Genomic DNA, 20,223 nt, shown 5'->3' on the forward strand with positions numbered 1-20,223 from the left:
AAGTTGTAATACTACACTTGGAGGTGTTTTTCTTATGGGTAAAAAAGTTCACTATCCCGAAGAAGTAAAAAAGAAAGTAGTTCAATTAAAATTAGAAGGGAATCACACGAATCAAGAGTTGATGGACATGTTTGGAATTAAGAATAAGTCCCAGATTAAAACGTGGATGAAATGGTTTAGAAATGGGGAAAACCACCGGTTTGCTCAGCCTATAGGGAAACAATATTCTCACGGGAAAGGGCCGGAAGACGAGGATGAAATGACCCAACTGAAGAAAAAGATTGCCTATTATGATATGAGAGAAGAACTGTTGGAAAAGTACCAGGAAATCGAAAGGAAGTGGTTCCAGAAGTATTCATCCAAATCGTAGAAACATTTAAGCACAAGTATCCTGTGAAAGATATTTGTGAATGCTTTGGTATAGCTAAAGCCACCTATTATCGCTGGCGGGGAAAGTCATGGGGACCGTCGGTCCTGGAGAAGAAGATCATTGAGCTATGTGAAGATCTAAAATTTAGAGTGGGACACCGTATGGTCCGTGACCTCTTACGTAAGGAATACCAAATCAAACTCAATCGAAATACCGTTCAAAAAATCATGCAGAAATACCATATTCAATGTCGCGTAAAACCAAAGAGACAGTGTTATATCGCAGGGGAAAGTAAGATTGTGGTACCGAATTATTTAGAGAGAAACTTTACGTCTACGAGACCTAATGAAAAATGGGTAACAGATATTACCTATCTTCCTTACGGAGAGAAAATGTTATATTTATCAACGATTATGGACTTATACAACAACGAAATCCTCGCGTACACGATCAGTGATAAACAAGATACGTCCTTCGTATTAGATACGTTGAGGAAAGCTTGCGAAGGACGTGACGTCTATGAAGTGATCCTTCATAGCGATCAAGGTTCGCAGTACACGTCCTATGAATTTCAAGAAGAGGCCAAAAAAAGAGGCATTATCACAAGCATGTCCCGACGGGGGAACTGCTTTGATAATGCCGTCATCGAATCCTTCCACTCCACGATAAAATCGGAAGAATTCAGTCCTCTGGACCGAGGAAAAATAGATCATCATACCGTACGCTCAAAAATCGATACGTACATGTATTACTACAATTATTGTCGACCTTTTCAAAAACTAAACTGCCAAACTCCAATTGAATTCAGAGTAATGGCAGCCTAGGTGTTTTATTGAGTCTTATTTTACTGTGGCACTCCAGCTCATGCACACGAGGGTTTTTACTATCAGTAAAGCGATTTTTATTCGGATTTTCTTAGTACAGAACTATCCAGTTCTCCAGCTGCTGTTTCTCCCGCAAGGGCTATAGTTAAATCCAGGTCGGCCAGCATGTTTTGTAAAACTTCCCGCACACCTCGTTCTCCCGCTACCGCCAGTCCGTACATGCACGGTCTTCCGACAAGTACAGCATCCGCTCCAAGAGACAGAGCTTTGACCACATCAGCCCCTCTGCGAATCCCGCTATCCATAAGTACAGGGATTTGGTCTCCTACTGCTTCACAAACCTCCGGCAGCGCGTCCAGCGCTCCAAGGGCGCCGTCCACCTGCCTGCCTCCGTGATTGGATACAATAATTCCATCCACTCCGTGTTCCAAGGCAAGCTTCGCGTCTTCAGGGTGGAGAATTCCTTTTAACAGAATAGGAAGGTTCGTATGCTCCTTGATAAAAGTAAGATCCTCCCAGGTTAGTCCAGGGTTTCCGAAGGTCTGCGTCCAATGCATAATGGCTGAAGCCGGGTCCTCTTCAGGCGTTTTTTCAAGTCGAGAGCGGAATATAGGGTCCGATAAATAATTTCCTACGCCTTCCCCTGCCAGAAATGGAAGATAGACGTTTTTTAAATCCTTCTCACGCCACGCCATCATGGGTGTATCCAGGGTTACAACGATTGCGGAATACCCTGAATTCTCGGCTCGTTTCAAGAAGCTGGCCGTTACTTCAGGGTCTTTATTCCAATAGAGCTGAAACCATCGGGGTGCATCGCCCATTGCATCCGCAATTTCCTCTAGCGTTCTTGTGGAAGCAGAACTTGTAATATAGGGGACTTCCATTTCAGCCGAGGCTTTGGCGGCAGCCAGCTCTCCATCTGGATGGATGATAGACTGGACCCCAATAGGCGCAAGCATCAGGGGCGATGCATATGTATGACCGAATAACTCGACTTTTAAATCGCGGCTTTCTACGTTTCTAAGCATTCTCGGCACAATCTTCCATTTCTTGAAGGCCTCAAGGTTGGCATCCATTGTACTTTCTCCGCCTGCCCCTCCAGCAATGTAATCATAAGGGCCATCTTCCAGTACCTCTCTTGCGCGTTTTTCCCACTCTTCATAAACGACAGGCAGTCTGTCTGGATCCGGATCGGGCATCGTCTGGTAGACCTTGAACTGAATCTGATTACCGTAGTTCGACATCACGCTTCTCCTCCTTATAATTTACACAATATGGTTATAAACTCAGTTTACCACATCGTATGAATACGCTTACAATAGATAGGCTCTGGTAATTAGAGAAAAGCTCCCGTTTGTTGAAGACTTGATTTCGAGATAGTTATGTCCGTTACGTAAGGTGGATAAGGGTTGGTGGGGAAATAACTCGCTTTCCTATGGGGGAACGGTGAGCTTCCTCGCTCGTTTCACTCCCTGCGGGATCTCACCTAGTCCCTTCTCCCATGGGAGTCTCGCCATTTCCCCCACCAACCCAGCGTTTTCTTGTGAACGGACCCTGCTAATACGAGAAACGGGAAACCTGAAATTGTCTAAAATGCTTCTATAACGGGGTTACCCTTTGGACAGACTCGGAAATTAACGTAGGTCGTTCTTCCTCAGATGGAGTATATACGTAAAGGATTTCGAGCGCTACATGATCGCAAAGGGGCGGAAGGGAACGGCGAAGACTACTAGGTTAAAAGCGGAAGCACCTTGGTTAGCGGCGTATGAACTGGAGGTACAAGGAAGTTCGACTAAGATCGCCACCTCGTGTGGCAACGTCGAACGACCCTGCGTCGTGCAGGGCCACGGAAAACGAGCCGTTCCCTGGAGCCCCTTCTCCATCCAATATCTCGAAATCGAGTCTTCCACAATCCGGCCCGTTCGTATTATAAGGTTAACCAGAATTCTAGATATTTCTGGTTGACCATTTTTAATATGGTCTTATTATTACAGTAGCCAGGGTAGAACGCCCCTGCCCGTGGGACTTAGATCCCGTCAGCTAAACCGTTCACCCCCTACTGGTAGAAACATGTTTGAGGCTGGTTGGGACAAGATCCCGTATAACAAGCGAAGCTATGATACTACTAGGAGGACTAGGGGTTACTGGCAAGATGAATCTGAGGAGGAGATATAGAATGAATCCAGTCGTGGGTCTGGATGTTTCAAAAGGAGAAAGTGAGGTTCAGGCCTTTTTAGATAAAGGAAAACCTTACGGTAAAAGTTTTAGCATCAAGCATGACCTGGATGGACTAGGCTCACTACTTGAGTTTATGGAAGGTGTAAAAGATGCAACAGGCATTCAACCTTCGGTTGTACTAGAAGCTACTGGACACTATCACGCACCAGTGGTGCAGTTTCTGGAGCAACATAACTATTTATTGATTATTGTTAACCCTTTGATCTCTCATAGAGCTAAAAGCTCAAGTTTACGAAAAGTTAAAACGGATGCCATTGATGCTTATCGTCTTTGTGAGCTTTACTACAAAGAAGATTTAGAACCTTATAAAAGACGCGGTACTCAGCTTTTAAACTTGCGTAATCTTACAAGGCAACACGAGAATATTACGGGAATTTATGTGCAAACCAAATTACAATTTCAAGCAGTACTGGATCAAATATTCCCTGAATATAAAGGGGTTTTTGGTGACTTATACTCAGTGGTGTCTTTACTTGTGTTAAAGGAATTCCCTTCATCAGAAGACATTTTAGCTGTTAGCCAAGATGCGTTAGCTGATAAAATCAAGGAATTCTGTAAGAGTCGGTCTAAGAGATGGGCAGCGGAAAAAGCTCAGGAACTTAAGAAAGCAGCTGCACGGAACCCATTCAAAAAGACACTTTATCAGAGTCATTTACTGAGTCTTGGTATGTATATCAATATGCTTCTTCAATACAAAGAGCATCTATCCAGATTGGACTCAGAGATAGATGCTCTCGCAAAAGAAGTTGAAGAATATAAGATCATCCAATCTATCCCTGGTATTGGAGAAAAAATCGCTGCCACGATTATTTCTGAGATTGGGGAGATAGACCGGTTTAATCACCCTAAAAAGCTAGTAGCATTCGCAGGAGTTGATCCAGAAGTACATGAATCAGGTAAGTTTAAGGCGACTTTAGTTCGGATTACAAAACGTGGTTCAAGCCGACTACGTCATGCCCTATATATGGCCGTTAGATCTGGTATTCGTGATTGTCGCAAACAAAAAACAACAGCCGAAATTATCCCTAGAAACAGAAAATTAAGAGCGTTTTACGACAAGAAGCGAAAGGAAGGCAAATTATATAAAGTAGCCGTCATTGCTTGTGTAAATAAGCTCTTACATTGGATTTATGCTTTATTAAAAAACAAAACCACTTTCCAAGATATAGCGTAATCACTATTTCCATCTAAATAATACAAAACCTTCCAATCAAACATTTGAGGAAGGTTATTTGCCATGCGCATTTTTAGTATAACATGGGTTACCTTAAGTTTTTATTGAAAAATGTTGACAAACTATTAGCTGGTTTGGTTGAATAAGTCTCCTCTCAAAATCAGCGCTGCTGTTTATCAAATCTCCAAAAGGTAATCTGGCAATTTCAGCCTCAAGGCGGAATTAAATTCCTTCTGCAGTTCATCGTGGCATTCCCTTATCCGCTATACAATAAATGTAATCCAATTATAAAGGCGTGATGAAAATGTCATCAGTTAACGAAGCTACGGTTCGTGAGCGTACGGACGATCTCCAGGAAGAAAGTACACCTTCCGTTTTTAAAAACCGCAACTTCCTATTATTATGGGGAGCTGCTCTTTTATCCAGTTTCGGTATTTCGTTCTTTTTATTTTCCCAAAGCTGGTATGTAGTCAATGTTTTGAATCTTGAAGCTTCCCTTGGGCTCATTTATATTGCAGCCAGCATCCCCCGCCTTCTGTTTATGATCATTAGCGGTACAGTGGCGGACCGATACGATAAGACGAAGATTATGTTTCTTTCAGATTTTATTAGAGGACTTTTGTTAGCTGGGCTTGTGCTGTGGTTTCTGTTCGGTAGTATTACCCTCTGGACATTCGTCGGGTTTGCTTTTTTCTTCGGAATATTAGACGCCTTCTTCTGGGCAGCTGAGAGTGCCATTATTCCATCGATTGTTCAAAAAGAAAACCTGACGCGAGGGAACTCAATCATTCAGATGACCAACCAGACCTCCTTTATTCTGGCCCCTATGCTTGCAGGCTTGCTCATCGCCTATGGCAATTATGAAATCGTATTTGCCGTGACGGCCGCTATGCTTCTTACAGCCAGTCTGTTGGTTATTTCTATGAAGCCGAAAAAAGACGCAGAGATGGAAGCCAATAAAAACAAGAAATTCTGGAAGACCTTCAGGGAAGGAGTCACCTATGTTAAAGACTCCCGCTTACTCACCCTTATCGTATTAGCCACTATATTTTTAAACCTCTTCATCGTTGGACCGATGACGATGGGTCTCCCTTTATTTGTTAAAAATATTCTGGAAGGTACGGCAGTGGATTTCAGCTTTCTTGAAGCTGGTTTAGCGGGTGGCATGCTCATTGGCTCCATCGTTATCGGAAGTTTAAATGTGACCAAAAAACGAGGGAAACTCACCCTTTTGACGCTGGTCCTTTCAGGCATTGCCTTTATAGGGCTGAGCTTCACGACAGAATTGTGGCAAAGCATGGTCATGCTTGGGTTATTTGGAACCTTTCTCTCTATTTCCAATATCTCTTCCATCTCCGCTATTCAAAGTATGATCGAAGAAAAGGTACTGGGGCGCGTAATGGGGCTTATTTCCTTAGCATCGATGGGGCTCATTCCTGTCAGTTATGCCCTTACCTCTGCTGTACTCTCTTTAGGAATATCCATTCACCACATCATGGCTGCTGGGTCTATATTGGTTACTTTATTTGCCTCCTTTGTATTTCTGACCTTTAAAGAATTGAGAGAACTTGATTGAAGAAGACGCCAGCTCCATAAAAGCCGGCGTCTTTGGTTTTTTACTCCTATCTCTAAAAAAAACGCCTTCCCGGAAATGGAAAGGCGTTATCGTATATTATTTCATTACTAAAACTGGACATGTTGCATGCTGCACGATGTTATTACTTACACTTCCAAGGAAAATCCGCTTCACATTGCCAAGCCCTCTGCTTCCGACAATAATCATATCAATTCCCTCTTTTTCCGCGTAGGCGCATACATCCTCCCCAGGGTTATTCTCAAGCTCCCCTACAAGCACATGTGTGACAATCGTAATGTTTTCATCTTCATTTTCTTCTTTAATCGCTACTAGTTCTTTCTCATACTTCTTAGCCATTTCATCTCCTATACTTTTGGAGATGGCGGCATTGGTAAATGGACCAGTTGGCTTGACGACAGATACGACATGAATTTCTCTGTCTACTGATTCAAGAGCATGGCTTTTGGCTTCCATCACTGCCTGTTTGCTAGGTTCACTGCCATCATAAGCAACGAGGATTTTCTTAGTCATAGGAAAACCTCCATTCATATATATGCATTTCTTTCTCACTATTATTTTACCATGTTTGAAAACGTTTTCCTAATGTCTAGACAAAGATTCATATAAATTCCATCAAACCGTCACAAAATATACACCAAGGGGTATATTGTTTTTTCTGCTGAATAGGAGTAAAATGAAATTATCATTCACATTGTGAAATAAATCACATAATAATGTGTAAGGTGAACATAAAGGAGAGATGATGATGGGCAGAAAAATTATTATTGTAGGCGGGGTAGCAGGCGGGGCTACAGCAGCAGCGAGACTTCGCCGTTTAAGCGAAGAAGATGAAATTATTGTACTCGAAAAAGGAGAATACATTTCATATGCCAACTGCGGGCTGCCTTACTATATTGGCGGCGTAATTACAGATCGTGATGCCTTGCTGGTACAGACTGTAGAAGGCATGTCCAAAAAGTTCAAATTAGATATTCGGAATTTAAGTGAAGCCGTTGAAATCGATCGTGAATTACAAACCTTGACCATCAAAAACCTAAAAACCGGCACCGTATATAAAGAAAGCTATGATAAATTGATTCTTTCTCCCGGAGCTAGACCCATTATTCCGAATTTGGAAGGATACAAGGAAGCAGCTAATATCTTCACCTTACGATCTGTCCCCGATACGGATCAAATCAAGCATTGGATCGACGAACGAAAAGCTCAGGAAGCCGTCATTATTGGCGGAGGCTTCATTGGTCTTGAGATGGCTGAGAATTTAATGCACCGCGGGATTAAGGTCAGCCTTGTAGAGTTAGGAAATCAAGTCATGTCTTCACTGGATTATGAAATGTCAGCCATCGTTTACCAGGAACTTCTGGATCAAGGGGTAAATGTAATCATGGAAGATGGAGTTAAAGCTTTCCGAGATCAGGGAAGCACAGTGGAACTGCAAAGCGGACGGCTCCTCTCAAGCGATCTGACTATTCTATCTATAGGTGTTCGGGCTGAAAACGAACTCGCTAAGACTGCCGGGCTTTCTACTGGCAAGCGCGGCGGGATTATCGTCAATGAACATCTTCAAACGGATGATAAGAACATTTATGCGATTGGCGATGCTATCGAAGTGAAAGATTATATTCAGCAGACTCAAACCATGGTGCCTCTTGCCTGGCCCGCCAACCGCCAGGGAAGACTCGTAGCGGACCATATTCATGGAAAGGCGGTGTCTTATAACGGCACACTCGGAACCTCTGTTGCCAAAGTGTTCAATCTAACTGTGGCCGCTACTGGTAACAATGAAAAATTACTAGACCAACTCGGAATCCCGTTTGAAGCTGTCCATGTTCATCCTTCTTCAAACGCTTCCTATTATCCTGGAGGACGTCCCCTTTCCCTCAAATTACTCTTTGATCCAAATACAGGAAAAATATTTGGAGCCCAGGCTGTGGGAGTCAAAGGAGTCGAAAAACGGATCGATGTTATTGCTACAGCAATTAAAGGAAACTTAACGGTTGAAGATTTAGCCGATCTGGAACTTTCCTATGCTCCTCCTTATTCATCTGCGAAGGATCCGGTAAACATGGCAGGATATGTAGCCGCGAATATAGTAGATAAGGAACTGAGCGTGGTTCATTACGACGAAATCGATGAAATTGTAGCCTGGGGCGGAGTTCTGCTGGATGTACGAGAGCCGGAAGAAAGAGAACGCGGCTTTATCCAAGGATCCATTAACATCCCATTAGGGCAACTGAGAGAAAGACGGCATGAATTACCTAAGAACCACCCTATTTACGTGACGTGCCAGGTTGGAATGCGTGGATATTTAGCCGTTAAAACATTGATGAATTATGGGTATCAGGCTGTTAATCTAAGTGGTGGATATAAAACATATGAAATGGTTCAAAGGATTAAAAATAAAGAAGCAGCTCCGCTCTAAAAGGTAAAGGCAGCCCATGGCAGGCTGCCTTTTCTTATGTTGCTTTCACTCTCCTTGTCCTTTTCGCTCTTACAGTAAGTGCGCAATTGCGTAAGCTCTAGATGAGAGTCTGGAAAATAGTTCCCATGATACCGTCAATCCCCTCCGCTTTGATTCAAAAGAATCAGGAAAAACTATTAAAAACATAGTGGATATATAGTAATGTTATAAAACGGATCTATAATAATAGGAGGATTATATCATGGGTAAACTATTTAAAGGGTGTTTAACATTAATCGGTGCATTCGTTGTGATTGGTGTTATTATTGCGATGATCTCCGGAGACGGCGATGATACCACAAGCGAAAGCAATTCAAGCGACCAGGAACAAACTGAAACAGAAGAAACCGAAACAAACCAAACCAATGAAAGCTCCGGCGATGAGAGTGCCAATGCCGATACAGAAGAAACGACAGAAGAACCAAATGAAGAATCAACCGATGAGTCGAAAGAAGAACCAAAAGAACAAGAGCCGGAAATGACAACGGCCCAGGAAAATGCCGTACAGAGTGCAAAAAGTTATTTAGATTTCTCCGCCTTCAGTAAAGATGGATTAATCGAGCAATTAAAAATCGGGGATGGCTATACACAAGATCAAGCTGAATTCGCAGTCAATCATATTGAGGATGAAGTCGATTGGAATGAGCAAGCGGTCAAATCAGCAAAAAGTTATCTAGATTTCTCTGCCTTCAGTAAAGATGGATTAATTGAGCAATTAAAAGTCGGGGATAGCTATACACAAGATCAAGCTGAATATGCGGTAAACCAAATTGAGGATGAAGTCGATTGGAAAGAACAGGCGGTCAAATCAGCTGAAAGTTACTTAGAATTAAGTTCATTTTCTCGAAGCGGCTTGATTGAGCAATTGAAAGTCGGAGATGGATTCACGGATGAACAAGCCGAATATGCGGTCGATCAAGTTGGACTATAAGGAACATTTTGAAGCGGTGGAGAATAAATTCCCACCGCTTTTCTTATATACTGTAACAAATGACCATAGCCGTTATTAATTGTATTGGAGCGATATTTGCTTTATCAGAAGGGTGATTTTTATTCTATGTGGAAATAAGTGTTAGGAATGTTGGGTTAAAAGGCTAATCATTGTTGGGAGTGATACCGTGATAACAGCTTGGATTGGAAGTATTACTTTTTTGGCAATAGCTGTTTTGTACGTATTATTAGCGTTAGGTTTACCTTATGGAGAGTTTGCCATGGGCGGAAAATATAAAATATTACCCAAACAAATGCGAGTAGCCTGCGCAATCTCTGTACTGATTCAATTGGCTGCCATCCTGTTTTTATTACAGGCGGGGCATGTACTTTCAATCGATTTAATAGCCCCCATTGCAAGAGGAGTTTGTTATTTTTTTGCTTTTTATTTATTCCTGAATACCGTTATGAACCTTTTTTCGAAAAGTAATAAGGAAAAGCTCGTTATGACCCCCTTATCTTTGACCACAGCGATTTGTTTTTTAATGACGGCATTGAATAGTTAATCGAGCTATCCTACAGAACGCCTGGATGCTAAAGTCCAGGCGTTTTGTTTGAGATATGGCTTACTAGTTTGTGTTTTCCCACCTCAGGGTTTCCGTTCAGGCCATCTTTATGACGATCCTTACGTCGAGCTCGAATGTTCTTTTTTGTAAACGATTATAAAGTAGATCAGCGGTCCCGCAAGAATGAAGATGCTAGTCAAAGTGAGTTGTGTGGAGGCCGAAAGTCCAGTTAATCCAATTAGATACTCTGGGACGAATAAGAGAATCGGAATAATAATCGGGAGCCAAAGCTTGCTCCATACCGCTATCCCAACAAAAACAGCCGCCGCCACAAGAAACGCCAGGATATTGCCGATTTTTCCGAATTCAACCGCGGGGGTGTTGAAATAATTATTCAAGACTATTAAGGCGCCGAAAGAACCCATGGGGATAATACCAGCTACGGCATAGATCATCCATTCTTTCCACCTGGCGAGCTGGTGACTGCTGATATACCTTAGAAAAAAGGATAATAATCCAATAATAATGAGGAAAATCACAGGATATCCGATAATCTCTAATATGGAAATTTCTACTCCTCCGTCAAGGATTTCACCCATGAGAAGATAAGCTAAGGCCCCGATACAAATGGCCGGAATAAATTTAAAAATCATTCGTTTATCGAGGATCATCTCCCGAGAGAATTGCTCCATGTATTCCTTTGGCGACTGACCGACAACATCTTGAACACTCTTGCCTCTTCGCTCAGCCTCAAGCAAATGATCTTCCAATTCTTCCGTTATTTCTTCGATCTCCTTTTCCTTTTTACCGCTTGCCATTAAGTACAGCTGTAAACGGCCGATAAAGTCTTTACTTTCTTTAGAAAGTTCCAATTCTACCCCTCCTTATCCAATAATCGCTCCACGCTGTTTGAAACGGTGGCCCATCTTTTCTTGAACTCCTCAAGTTCGACTTCGCCTTTTTCCGTCAGCTTATAATATTTTCTTTTTGGGCCGCCAGAAGGCAGCTGCTTCTGGCTGGTTTCAACCCATCCTTCTTTTTTCATTCGTAATAAAAGTGGATAGATACTCCCTTCCTTCACCATTGTAAAACCGTGCTGATTAAGCTTCTCGATCATTTCATATCCGTAGGTTTCTCCCTGCGAAATGATCGACAGCAGACAGCCTTCCAGGATCCCTTTCAGCAATTGACTCGACGACAATGTATGTACCTCCTCACCTTACTACCTTGTTATGCAAGACAGTAAACCAAAACGAATGTATTGCAACTAACTTGCAATACAATATAGTTAAAGATTACCATGCCTTTCCAAAAACCACAAGTACTCATTAACATGAATTTAAGCTTCATTATGAATTTTCATAAGAGAGTTACACAGGACGTGGCGATCTTAGTCGAACATCCCTTGTGGTGAGCTTCCTCGGGCTTGCCAGCCCTGCGGGATCTCACCGATCATGTTCACCCCACAGGAGTCTTCGCCGTTCCCTTCCGCCCCTTTACGTTCATGGAGATTTCGAAAATCTCTGCAAAATCTCCTTCTAATGAACAAGGATCATCTATCATCCACCCTGAATTTTAATAGTTGTTTACGCATATGGACAGCCTATGTGGCCGATGAAGTATACCTCCTGTCTCCTATAGCAGGGTTCGTTCACTAGATATCGTTGGGGTGGCGGAAGAAACGACGAGACTCCCGCGGTAGAAGGAGCTAGGCGAGACCCCACAAGGAGTGGTAACGACTGAGGAGGCTTGCCAGTTCCCCCGTAGGAAAGTGTACAAATGTGGAATCACCCTGAAAGACACGACCAGCATAAGCCGACCATCAAAAGGGTTGCGGTTTTTCAATCCGTTGATGAGCGGCTTATGTCTCGAGTGTCTGGGTGATGGAACAAGACGAGTTGTTTCTGTAGCCACCCCTTCTCTAATGAAGTAACGAACCAAAAATATCTCGAATTCAAGTCTTCAAGTAATGGAAGCTTATCTGTAAGATCAACACTCAAAATCAATAGAGCTATTTAAATGATCCGGCTTACTCTTTCCGCAAAGTTTTAGTTAATCCGATCACCACGGTAAAGAAGCAGGCGCCAAAGATAAAGCCGATTCTAAGCAGCAGATTAGGAGCAATAAAAAAAGCTGAATAAAGCATAGAACTCCAGATCATAATGAGTACAGACACTTTTGCTTTGAGAGGAATTCCCCTGCCCGCTTTGTAGTTCTCTATATAAGAACCGAACCACTTATTCGTCATTAACCAATTATATAGACGATCAGAACTCCTTACATAGCAAGCGGCCGTTAATAATAAAAATGGGGTGGTGGGAAGCAGTGGCAGCACTATCCCAAGCACTCCCAGAATCAATGAGATCGTTCCGATTATAATAAGAAGAATGTTAGTAAACTGCTTCATTTTGAACTCCCTTACTATTCAACACTTTCTATTCCAAAAGGTTTGCTGGTCACATATATGCTTCCCCATGCACCTTTTAACGCAAACCCTTACGCATTTATTTTAGTTTACCATTTTCTTATAACCCACCGGAAGGCTGTCACCCATGACAAGTGTCATGGGTATACCCTGACGTTTATGCCTTATAAAATATGCGCTTTTTTCCTATGCTAAGAATACAAGAGACACAACAAAGGAGTCTTACTATGAATAAAGATAAGCAAAAAGAGTTGAAAAAAAGCGTAGCACGATTCGCAAAACCTGATAATAAAGCGGGTATCCGCCAACTATTGAATACACTGCTTCCGTTTCTCCTCGTATGGTACCTGGCCTACGAAAGCCTGTCATGGTCCATCTGGATTACCATTCCACTTGCATTCATCGCAGGAGGATTCGTTGTACGTCTATTCATTATCTTTCACGATTGTACTCACCAATCCTTCTTTGAAAACAATAAAGCCAACCGGATCGTCGGAACGATTACAGGTATTCTGACCCTTTTTCCGTTCGATAAGTGGAAACGCAGCCATTCCATCCACCATGCCACAAGCGGCAACTTGGACAAGCGAGGCACCGGTGATATTTGGGTCATGACGGTAGAGGAATATATGAAAGCTCCTCTAAAAACGAGAATAGCGTACCGTATTTACAGAAATCCGTTAGTTATGTTCGGATTAGGTCCGATTTATTTATTCCTGATCTCTAACCGCTTCAACCGCAAAGGCGCGAAACGAAAAGAGCGTATGAATACGTATGTGATCAACGCGGCAATCGTCGTCTTGTATTCCTCGATCATATGGGCAATTGGATGGCAGTCCTTCCTGATCATTCATCTTCCTATCCTTTATGTTTCCGGGATGCTTGGAATCTGGTTATTTTATGTACAGCATCAGTTCGAAGATTCGTATTTCGAAGACGAGTCAGAATGGGATTTTGTAAAGGCTGCGGTAGACGGCAGTTCGTATTATAAACTGCCAAAACCATTACAATGGGTATCCGGTAACATTGGATTCCACCATGTCCATCACTTGAGCCCTCGTGTACCGAACTACAACCTGGAGAAAGCTCATGATAACACGCCTGCACTGGAGCATGCGACGACCATTACACTGGCCACGAGCCTTGAATCCATTCGTTTCCGGTTATATGATACAGCGAATAAAACCTTTGTATCCTTTAAAGAAGTGAAACCGCGGATCAAAAGAAATAAATTGACCATCCCGGAACGAAGATATCCTGAATTTCAGGACAAATAGAGGTTCACATATGACCTGTTCCCTATTTTAAAATGATAATGCTGAAAGCCCATTCTACATGGAATGGGCTTTTCTACATCCAAATATCTATCGTGACAGAAGGAACGCTTATCATATATATTGGATGTAGTAGAATGGATTTACCTAAGGAGATGAGCTTCCATGCAAAGCTGGTACCATATCATACCTAAAAACACAGGATTGAGCACTTATGTGTGGATTATATTCTGCCTTTTGCCCTTTTTCTTCATCTTCCGTTCTTCTTCGATGTATGAAATTGCATTCGGCATATTCATGACTTTGCTCTTTTTCTTATCCTATCGATTATCGTTCATCTCCAATAGCCGGATGGTTTATCTTTGGGTCAGTATAGAGATGGCGATAAGTCTTGTGATGACTTTCTTGTTTGGCTATATATATTTTGCCTTATTCCTGGCCTTCTTTATCGGAAACATTAAACATCTGGGCGGGTTTTTGTCTCTTTATATTGTCCATTTGACGACGACAGTTGCTGCTGTAACGCTGACGTTTGTTACAGAAGTGGAAGATATATTCCCCCATCTTCCTTTTATCGTTATTACCGTAATCGGTGTTATTTTACTGCCGTTTACCGTGAGATACAGAAATAAGCAGCATAAACTCGAAGGAGAGCTTCAAGATGCCAATGATCGCATTTCACAATTAATGGTGCTGGAAGAACGAGAAAGAATTGCACGTGACCTCCATGACACACTGGGGCAGAAGCTTTCCATGATCGGCTTGAAAAGTGACCTGGCAGGCAAACTCATTCCCGTAAAACCCGAAAAAGCGGTGGAGGAAGTCCAGGACATACGCCAAACCGCCCGTACAGCTTTGAAAGAAGTTCGGGAAATGGTATCCGATATGAGAGGAACGAAGCTTGAGGACGAGCTGATTCGTGTCCAGCAGATTATAGAAGCAGCTGAAATGAGCTTTGAATACGAAGGCAGCCCTAATCTTGAAAACACACCCTTACTCGTAGAAAACGTCCTCAGCATGTGTCTGAAGGAAGCCGCTACGAATATCGTGAAGCATAGCCATGCCTCGCATTGTAAAGTGACGATTACCCAGACCAGTACAGAGATTTTAGTCGTCGTGGAAGACAATGGCCACGGGCTGCCCGATAACATTGAGCCCTTTAAAGGCAATGGTATGCAGGGAATGAGGGAACGTCTGGAATTCGTAAATGGAAGTCTGGAGATCTACTCTTCCCATGGCACCACTCTGCGTCTGCATGTTCCGAATATTATCAAGCAGTCTAATAAGGAGGAGTCAGTATGATCCGAATTGTCATTGCAGAAGATCAGCGTATGTTACTTGGGGCGCTTGGAGCTTTACTTGATTTAGAGGACGGGATGGAAGTAGCAGGTAAAGCCAGTAATGGAGAAGAAGCGTGCAAACTGGTGCGCGAACTAAAGCCGGACATCTGTCTGATGGATATTGAAATGCCGGTGAAAGATGGCTTGACGGCAGCAGAAGAGCTGGCAGACGAACCGTGCAAAATCATCATTCTTACAACGTTCGCCCGCCCCGGTTATTTTGAACGGGCAAGAAAGGCCGGCGTCAGTGGATACTTACTTAAAGACAGCCCAAGTGAAGATCTTGCGGAAGCGATACGCAAGATTATCGACGGTCAGCGTATTTTCTCCCCTGAGCTGGTGGATCTCGCCTATACAGAGCAGGACCCGCTCACGGAAAGAGAACGTCAGGTCATTAAGTTAATGGCTGAGGGAAAGAACACCAAAGACATCTCCAAAGAGCTGTATATTACTCCAGGTACAGTACGAAATTACGTGTCCGTCATCTTGGATAAGCTTGAGGTTTCCAACCGGATTGAAGCCATCTCACGCTTCAAGGAAAGAGGATGGTTCAAGTAAAGAGGATGGTTCAAGTAAAGTTAAAAAATCCATTAAAAAAACCAGGTCCCGCGGGAAAGGACCTGGTTTTTTTAATGAATTATAGATTAACTTTAACGTCTGCATCTTCACGAAGCTTCTCTACAAGAGCTTGATAAGCTTGGGATTCTTTTTGCTGAGTCAACTGCTGTTTAAGCGTTGGCTTAGCTTCTTCATAGGATGGAAGCTGCTGTTCACTTCCGGATTCTTCTTGCTGAGCTTTCGCATCGTCATACGCTTGTTTAATCTCTTCTTCTGTAGGTTCAAGATCGCCGTTTTCTTCAGCTAGTAACTTGTCTACTTTGACCTGAGTTTGAAGCTGGGATCTAACCTCTTCTTCACTCATACCCTGCTGTTCTTCAATCGTGGAGAAAAACTGTTCTTTAGATTCTACCCCTTGATTGGATTCGACCACCTCGGTAATTCGTTCATTGACTTCTTCTTCCGTTGCTTCAAGTCCGCGGTCATTGGCTTCCTGTACAAGAAGCTCCTGTCCAACTAAACCTTCTGCCGTCTGCTTCTTCAACTGTTCTTGATTAACTTCCTGGCCAGACATTTGAGACTGCATGGCAGCTTGCTGGAACTGGCTTTCGTACGTGCGGGTAAATTCTTCTTTTGGAATTTCTTCGCCGTTGACGGTAGCTACTACTTCAGGCACGCCTTCTAAGTCAGGCTCTGGCATTTGAGGCTGCTCAGAATTTTCGCCCTCTTGGCTGCTGCCTTCGCCTTCCTGGCTGCTTTCACTGTTCTCAGAAGATTCTTCCTGTTGAGCTTCTTCATTGTTACTGTCTCCACCTGATCCTTCATCGTTACCGCATGCTGTTAATAACGCTATGAATAAAGCAAGTGATAAGCTTAATAACCATTTCTTATTCAATGTCATTCCCCTTTCGAATACCTAATGCTTGTCATTGTAACACGTGCCCGCCTACTGTACATCCATCACGTTCTCGTGTGTATGCCCATTGTAACATCTGTAATATACCTATGCCCTGTCACAAAGCCTTCGGTACCACACCAGTCACCCCGTAATTCTAAATGTGGAATTTTTGTGTAAAAATTTTTTACAGCCAAAATTACTCGTCCTCTTCAGTTTTGCCAAACTGTATTGGAATCTTTCACCTTTTGCGAAATAAATGAGATAATAAATGGATAGTAACTCTCCCTAACTATAACAACTTACAATAAATTCCACAAAATATAAACCTTGAATTTTTAAATAAATTATGATACGTTACAAGGAACTAAATATTTTCTTATTTCAATTCTATTGAAGTAAGGATAGAGGTGCAAATTCCAAGAGTACGCATGTGAAGGAGAATGAGATCCTGTGAAACATGAGGAAAGGGGTTTTTGCCGAAGCTGACGGAAGCTCATATTCCCGATGCTGGTTCTGATGCTTAAGAGGTGCAGGACTGTCATATAGGAGACTATATGGAGGGCTATCTTAATGCAGGAACGGATATCAAAGTTCTAAGCAGCAGCGAACCCTCGTTGCTGCTTTTTTGTGCTTTACTGCTGCAGAGCCCTCAAACCTCGAACGTATAAAAAACTAAGTAAAGGTGTGAGGTTATGAACTTTGGTCAAGTACTAACAGCTATGGTAACTCCGTTTGATTCAGAAGGAAATATTGATTTTAATGCGACCCGCTCCCTGGTTAATCACTTAATCTCCAACGGCTCTGATGGTTTAGTGATCGCAGGCACAACAGGAGAATCCCCAACGTTAACGTCAGAGGAAAAAGTAAGCCTGTATAAATTTGTCGTGGAAGTCGTGAATGGCAGAGTTCCAGTCATTGCGGGAACGGGTTCCAACAATACAAGAGCGTCCATTCAATTAACTAAACAAGCAGAAGAAGCAGGCGTTGACGCGATTATGCTTGTAACCCCTTATTATAATAAACCAACACAAGAGGGCATGTATCAGCATTTTACAACGATTGCCAAGGCTACTTCCCTGCCAGTCATGCTTTATAATATCCCGGGACGCAGCGTGGTGAACATGTCACCTGATACCATTGTCCGCCTCTCTCAAGTAGATAATATCGTTTCTGTAAAAGAAGCGAGCGGTGATTTAGACGCAGCTTCTGAAATTATCAGTCGTACACCGGATGAATTTACTGTTTACAGCGGAGAAGATTCCAATACACTTCCGTTTGTATCCATTGGCGGTACCGGAATTGTGTCCGTATCAGCCCATGTGATTGGAAATGAAATGCAGGCCATGATACAAGCCTACCGCAATGGAAACGGCAGCTATGCATCAGCTATGCATCGTACCCTTCTTCCCGTCATGCATGCCATTTTCTCTGCCCCAAGTCCTTCTCCGGTTAAAGCCGCTTTGAACCGAAAAGGCATAGAAGTCGGCGGCGTTCGCTTGCCGCTGCTTCCCTTAACCGAAGAAGAAGCCAATGAGATTGAAACGATTCTGGCTTCTGTTCAGCAAAGAGAACATGCATATAGCTAGTTATATAAAAAATCCCTGTGCTCGATTAGACGAGCACAGGGATTTTTTTATGATAAGTTCTGATAATTCGTCTGGATGAATTGAATGAGTGTGCCAAGTGTCTGACCTTTAAATTGATCAGGTACAGAGTTCCCATCAGGATCGGCATAATAAAGCGCTCCTACTTCCTCATTGTACCTGTACCCCAATTTTTCAAGCTGGTTCTGTAGTTCCTCAGGCAGCTGTTCCAAATCAGTTTGAGCTGTAAAATAGTCGGTTGGATAGATCCACACATCTACATCCGTTAACCCTGTTTGAACGACAAATAAGTCCTGATCATATTGGGAAATCCACTGATCTTTTGAAAATAAAGAGACGCCTGAACCTTCAAGCGACGAAATGCCATCCAGGTTTATTCCGAAAATCTGATTGAGTACTCTTCGAATTTCAGGGCCATCGATCTTCTTGCCATAAGACGCTAAGTATAAATCCAGTACTTCTAATTTGGATAGGGACGGAATGTCTTCTTCATCTAACCATTTTGGCAGCGATTCTTTCACCCCTTGGATAATTTCATCCGGATACGTTTGATTTCCCGCTCCGAGCTCAGAAATTCGCTCGAGGTCAATCGAATAAATCTGGTTAACGATTCTCGGAATTTCCTTTGCGTCCACTTTTTTGCCATAGGAAGCAAGGTAGCGATCCATGACCTCCACTTTACTCATTTTTTCAATGAGTGAAATCGCTTCGTCGTACCTGAGCGGGCCTTTCATTTCTCGCCTTAAGGTTTTAAATACCTCTCGTATAATCTCCTTCGAGTACTTCAGTTCATCATTTTCTGTCTGATAGAGTTCGTGTTTTAAACTTTTAGCCTGAACCGTAGTCGATGGTAAGGAAAGAGTGGTACCAGACAACATCACAATGGCGGTAATGACCATTATTCTTTTTAAAGCCTGTTGAAACCTTTTCATTATTCACCCTCCTGCACGTTTATTTCGGAATTAATGACAAATCCTCCTTATTGATATCGGCATGCTTAAGGTCATCATAAGCTGAATACGTGAAGACGATCAAATTTTAATTGGAAAAATTTAAAATTTTACGTTTAGATTACAGAAAAAACCGAAACACAATAAATGTAACACTTTTGAAATATTTTCAAGGAGGGGTCCTGTATGAAAAAAACTAAATATCTTGCGCCGTTATTAGCAGCGGGAATGACGTTTGGGGTTGGTGCCGGCAGTGCATCAGCAGAGAATTCAACGGTGACCTTTGAACGAGGAGACACGCTTTGGAGTATAGCCCAGGAATACAGGGATGTGACCGTAGAAGATTTATACAAATGGAACCCGGGAATTGATGCAGATGTCATTCAGCCAGGTTCGAAAATTATAGTTAAAACAGATGAAACCATACGTGAAGAAGAGCCCACAGAAGAGTTCCACACCGTAACTCCTGGCAGTACTATGTACAGCATTGCGAACCTTCACAAGGGAGTTACACTCACAGAATTATTTGAATGGAATCCTGGCATCGACCCTTGGAAGCTCCAGATAGGTTCTGAAGTAAGAGTCAGCCCGCCTGATGATCAAGGTTCACAGGAAATTTATCATACCGTAGAACCAGGAGAAACGCTTTACAGCATTGCGAACCTTCATAAAGGTGTAACACTTGAAGACTTGTACGAGTTGAACACGGGCATAAACCCTCACAATCTACCGATCGGATCCGAAGTGCAAGTATATGAGGGTGGGGACAAATCTGGTCCTGTAGCTGATGGAGTAACGAAGCAAGAGGCAGAAACAATGGTCAGGAAATATAAAGATCTGGAAAACGAACCGAATATGAAAGTCGAATACGACCGTATGGTGGATCGCAAGTATCTCGTACACGTCTATGAGGTCGTAGATAACCATACAGCCACATACGGCTGGTACCTCGTTGATCCAAAAACCGGAGACATCCGCAACTATATGAAATAACAAAAAAGAGGAAAAAAAATCCAC

At 42.7% G+C, this 20,223-nt stretch carries 18 protein-coding genes and 1 riboswitch; of the genes, 11 read left to right on the plus strand and 7 right to left on the minus strand.

The annotated features are described in order from the left end of the window. The first annotated feature begins 34 nt into the window (after positions 1-34). Positions 35-1,194 (plus strand): IS3-like element ISHaha4 family transposase gene (locus HBHAL_RS19345; protein WP_087946024.1). Its coding sequence is split into 2 segments (ribosomal slippage): positions 35-320 and positions 320-1,194, totalling 1,161 coding nucleotides; the frame shifts between segments, so codons are not numbered across the junction. Positions 1,195-1,271: 77 nt separating this feature from the next. On the opposite strand, the gene HBHAL_RS19350 is transcribed toward HBHAL_RS19345, so the two are convergent. Next, a complete protein-coding gene (locus tag HBHAL_RS19350) occupies positions 1,272-2,438 on the minus strand; it encodes a lactate 2-monooxygenase (protein ID WP_014645221.1) in 1,167 nt (388 codons plus the stop codon). Positions 2,439-3,370: 932 nt separating this feature from the next. Between HBHAL_RS19350 and HBHAL_RS19360 the strand changes: the two genes are divergently transcribed. After that, positions 3,371-4,606, plus strand: a complete 1,236-nt coding sequence (locus HBHAL_RS19360) for an IS110-like element ISHaha5 family transposase (protein ID WP_014642997.1) — start codon at positions 3,371-3,373, stop codon at positions 4,604-4,606. Between the two features lie 304 nt (positions 4,607-4,910). Then, positions 4,911-6,182 carry an MFS transporter gene (locus HBHAL_RS19365; protein WP_014645222.1) on the plus strand — a complete coding sequence of 424 codons (1,272 nt, stop codon included), beginning with the start codon at positions 4,911-4,913 and terminating at the stop codon, positions 6,180-6,182. Between the two features lie 96 nt (positions 6,183-6,278). Here HBHAL_RS19365 and HBHAL_RS19370 read toward each other — a convergent pair whose 3' ends face one another. Continuing rightward, positions 6,279-6,713 (minus strand): universal stress protein, encoded by a 435-nt coding sequence (locus HBHAL_RS19370; RefSeq protein ID WP_014645223.1) that lies wholly within the window; start codon positions 6,711-6,713, stop codon positions 6,279-6,281. A 235-nt stretch (positions 6,714-6,948) separates the two neighbouring features. Here HBHAL_RS19370 and HBHAL_RS19375 point away from each other — a divergent pair, with 235 nt between their 5' ends. From HBHAL_RS19375 to HBHAL_RS19385, 3 genes are all read left to right on the plus strand, one after another. Beyond that, positions 6,949-8,622, plus strand: a complete 1,674-nt coding sequence (locus HBHAL_RS19375) for an FAD-dependent oxidoreductase (RefSeq protein ID WP_041601470.1) — start codon at positions 6,949-6,951, stop codon at positions 8,620-8,622. A gap of 241 nt (positions 8,623-8,863) precedes the next feature. Further along, positions 8,864-9,592, plus strand: coding sequence for an Ltp family lipoprotein (locus HBHAL_RS20500; protein ID WP_014645225.1), 729 nt, complete (start codon positions 8,864-8,866; stop codon positions 9,590-9,592). Between the two features lie 187 nt (positions 9,593-9,779). After that, the gene (locus HBHAL_RS19385) at positions 9,780-10,157 is read left to right on the plus strand and encodes a hypothetical protein (protein ID WP_014645226.1); all 378 of its coding nucleotides are present in this window, start codon (positions 9,780-9,782) and stop codon (positions 10,155-10,157) included. A 119-nt stretch (positions 10,158-10,276) separates the two neighbouring features. Here the strand turns inward: HBHAL_RS19385 and HBHAL_RS19390 are convergent, their stop codons facing one another. The 3 genes from HBHAL_RS19390 to HBHAL_RS19400 form a co-directional block, all read right to left on the minus strand. After that, positions 10,277-11,029, minus strand: a complete 753-nt coding sequence (locus HBHAL_RS19390) for an HAAS domain-containing protein (RefSeq protein ID WP_014645227.1) — start codon at positions 11,027-11,029, stop codon at positions 10,277-10,279. Between the two features lie 2 nt (positions 11,030-11,031). After that, a complete protein-coding gene (locus HBHAL_RS19395; RefSeq protein WP_014645228.1) occupies positions 11,032-11,358 on the minus strand; it encodes a PadR family transcriptional regulator in 327 nt (108 codons plus the stop codon). Positions 11,359-12,186: 828 nt separating this feature from the next. After that, positions 12,187-12,564 (minus strand): YbaN family protein, encoded by a 378-nt coding sequence (locus HBHAL_RS19400; RefSeq protein WP_014645229.1) that lies wholly within the window; start codon positions 12,562-12,564, stop codon positions 12,187-12,189. Between the two features lie 245 nt (positions 12,565-12,809). On the opposite strand from HBHAL_RS19400, the gene HBHAL_RS19405 reads away from it, so the two are divergent. The 3 genes from HBHAL_RS19405 (at position 12,810) to HBHAL_RS19415 (ending at position 15,754) form a co-directional block, all read left to right on the plus strand. Further along, positions 12,810-13,859, plus strand: coding sequence for a fatty acid desaturase (locus tag HBHAL_RS19405; RefSeq protein ID WP_014645230.1), 1,050 nt, complete (start codon positions 12,810-12,812; stop codon positions 13,857-13,859). 162 nt (positions 13,860-14,021) lie between these two features. Continuing rightward, complete coding sequence (locus HBHAL_RS19410; protein WP_014645231.1) at positions 14,022-15,158, plus strand: sensor histidine kinase; 1,137 nt, start codon at positions 14,022-14,024, stop codon at positions 15,156-15,158. Beyond that, positions 15,155-15,754 (plus strand): response regulator transcription factor, encoded by a 600-nt coding sequence (locus tag HBHAL_RS19415; protein WP_014645232.1) that lies wholly within the window; start codon positions 15,155-15,157, stop codon positions 15,752-15,754. Before HBHAL_RS19410 ends, HBHAL_RS19415 begins: the two co-directional genes overlap by 4 nt. 79 nt (positions 15,755-15,833) lie before the next feature. Here HBHAL_RS19415 and HBHAL_RS19420 read toward each other — a convergent pair whose 3' ends face one another. Beyond that, positions 15,834-16,655: a SurA N-terminal domain-containing protein gene (locus HBHAL_RS19420; protein WP_041601471.1), complete on the minus strand. Its 822-nt coding sequence runs from the start codon at positions 16,653-16,655 to the stop codon at positions 15,834-15,836. 391 nt (positions 16,656-17,046) lie between these two features. Next, a riboswitch (Lysine riboswitch) is annotated at positions 17,047-17,225 on the plus strand. Positions 17,226-17,344: 119 nt separating this feature from the next. On the opposite strand from HBHAL_RS19420, the gene dapA reads away from it, so the two are divergent. Beyond that, a complete protein-coding gene (dapA, locus tag HBHAL_RS19425) occupies positions 17,345-18,238 on the plus strand; it encodes a 4-hydroxy-tetrahydrodipicolinate synthase (RefSeq protein WP_014645234.1) in 894 nt (297 codons plus the stop codon). Positions 18,239-18,285: 47 nt separating this feature from the next. On the opposite strand, the gene HBHAL_RS19430 is transcribed toward dapA, so the two are convergent. Then, entirely contained in the window at positions 18,286-19,188 is a 903-nt protein-coding gene (locus tag HBHAL_RS19430; protein WP_014645235.1) for a hypothetical protein, read from the minus strand. 204 nt (positions 19,189-19,392) lie between these two features. Between HBHAL_RS19430 and HBHAL_RS19435 the strand changes: the two genes are divergently transcribed. Beyond that, on the plus strand, positions 19,393-20,199 hold the full coding sequence (locus HBHAL_RS19435) for a muramidase family protein (RefSeq protein ID WP_014645236.1): 807 nt from the start codon (positions 19,393-19,395) through the stop codon (positions 20,197-20,199). Positions 20,200-20,223: the final 24 nt, after the last annotated feature.

Origin of the sequence: Halobacillus halophilus DSM 2266, assembly GCF_000284515.1 — a bacterium.
GTDB lineage: Bacteria > Bacillota > Bacilli > Bacillales > Halobacillaceae > Halobacillus > Halobacillus halophilus.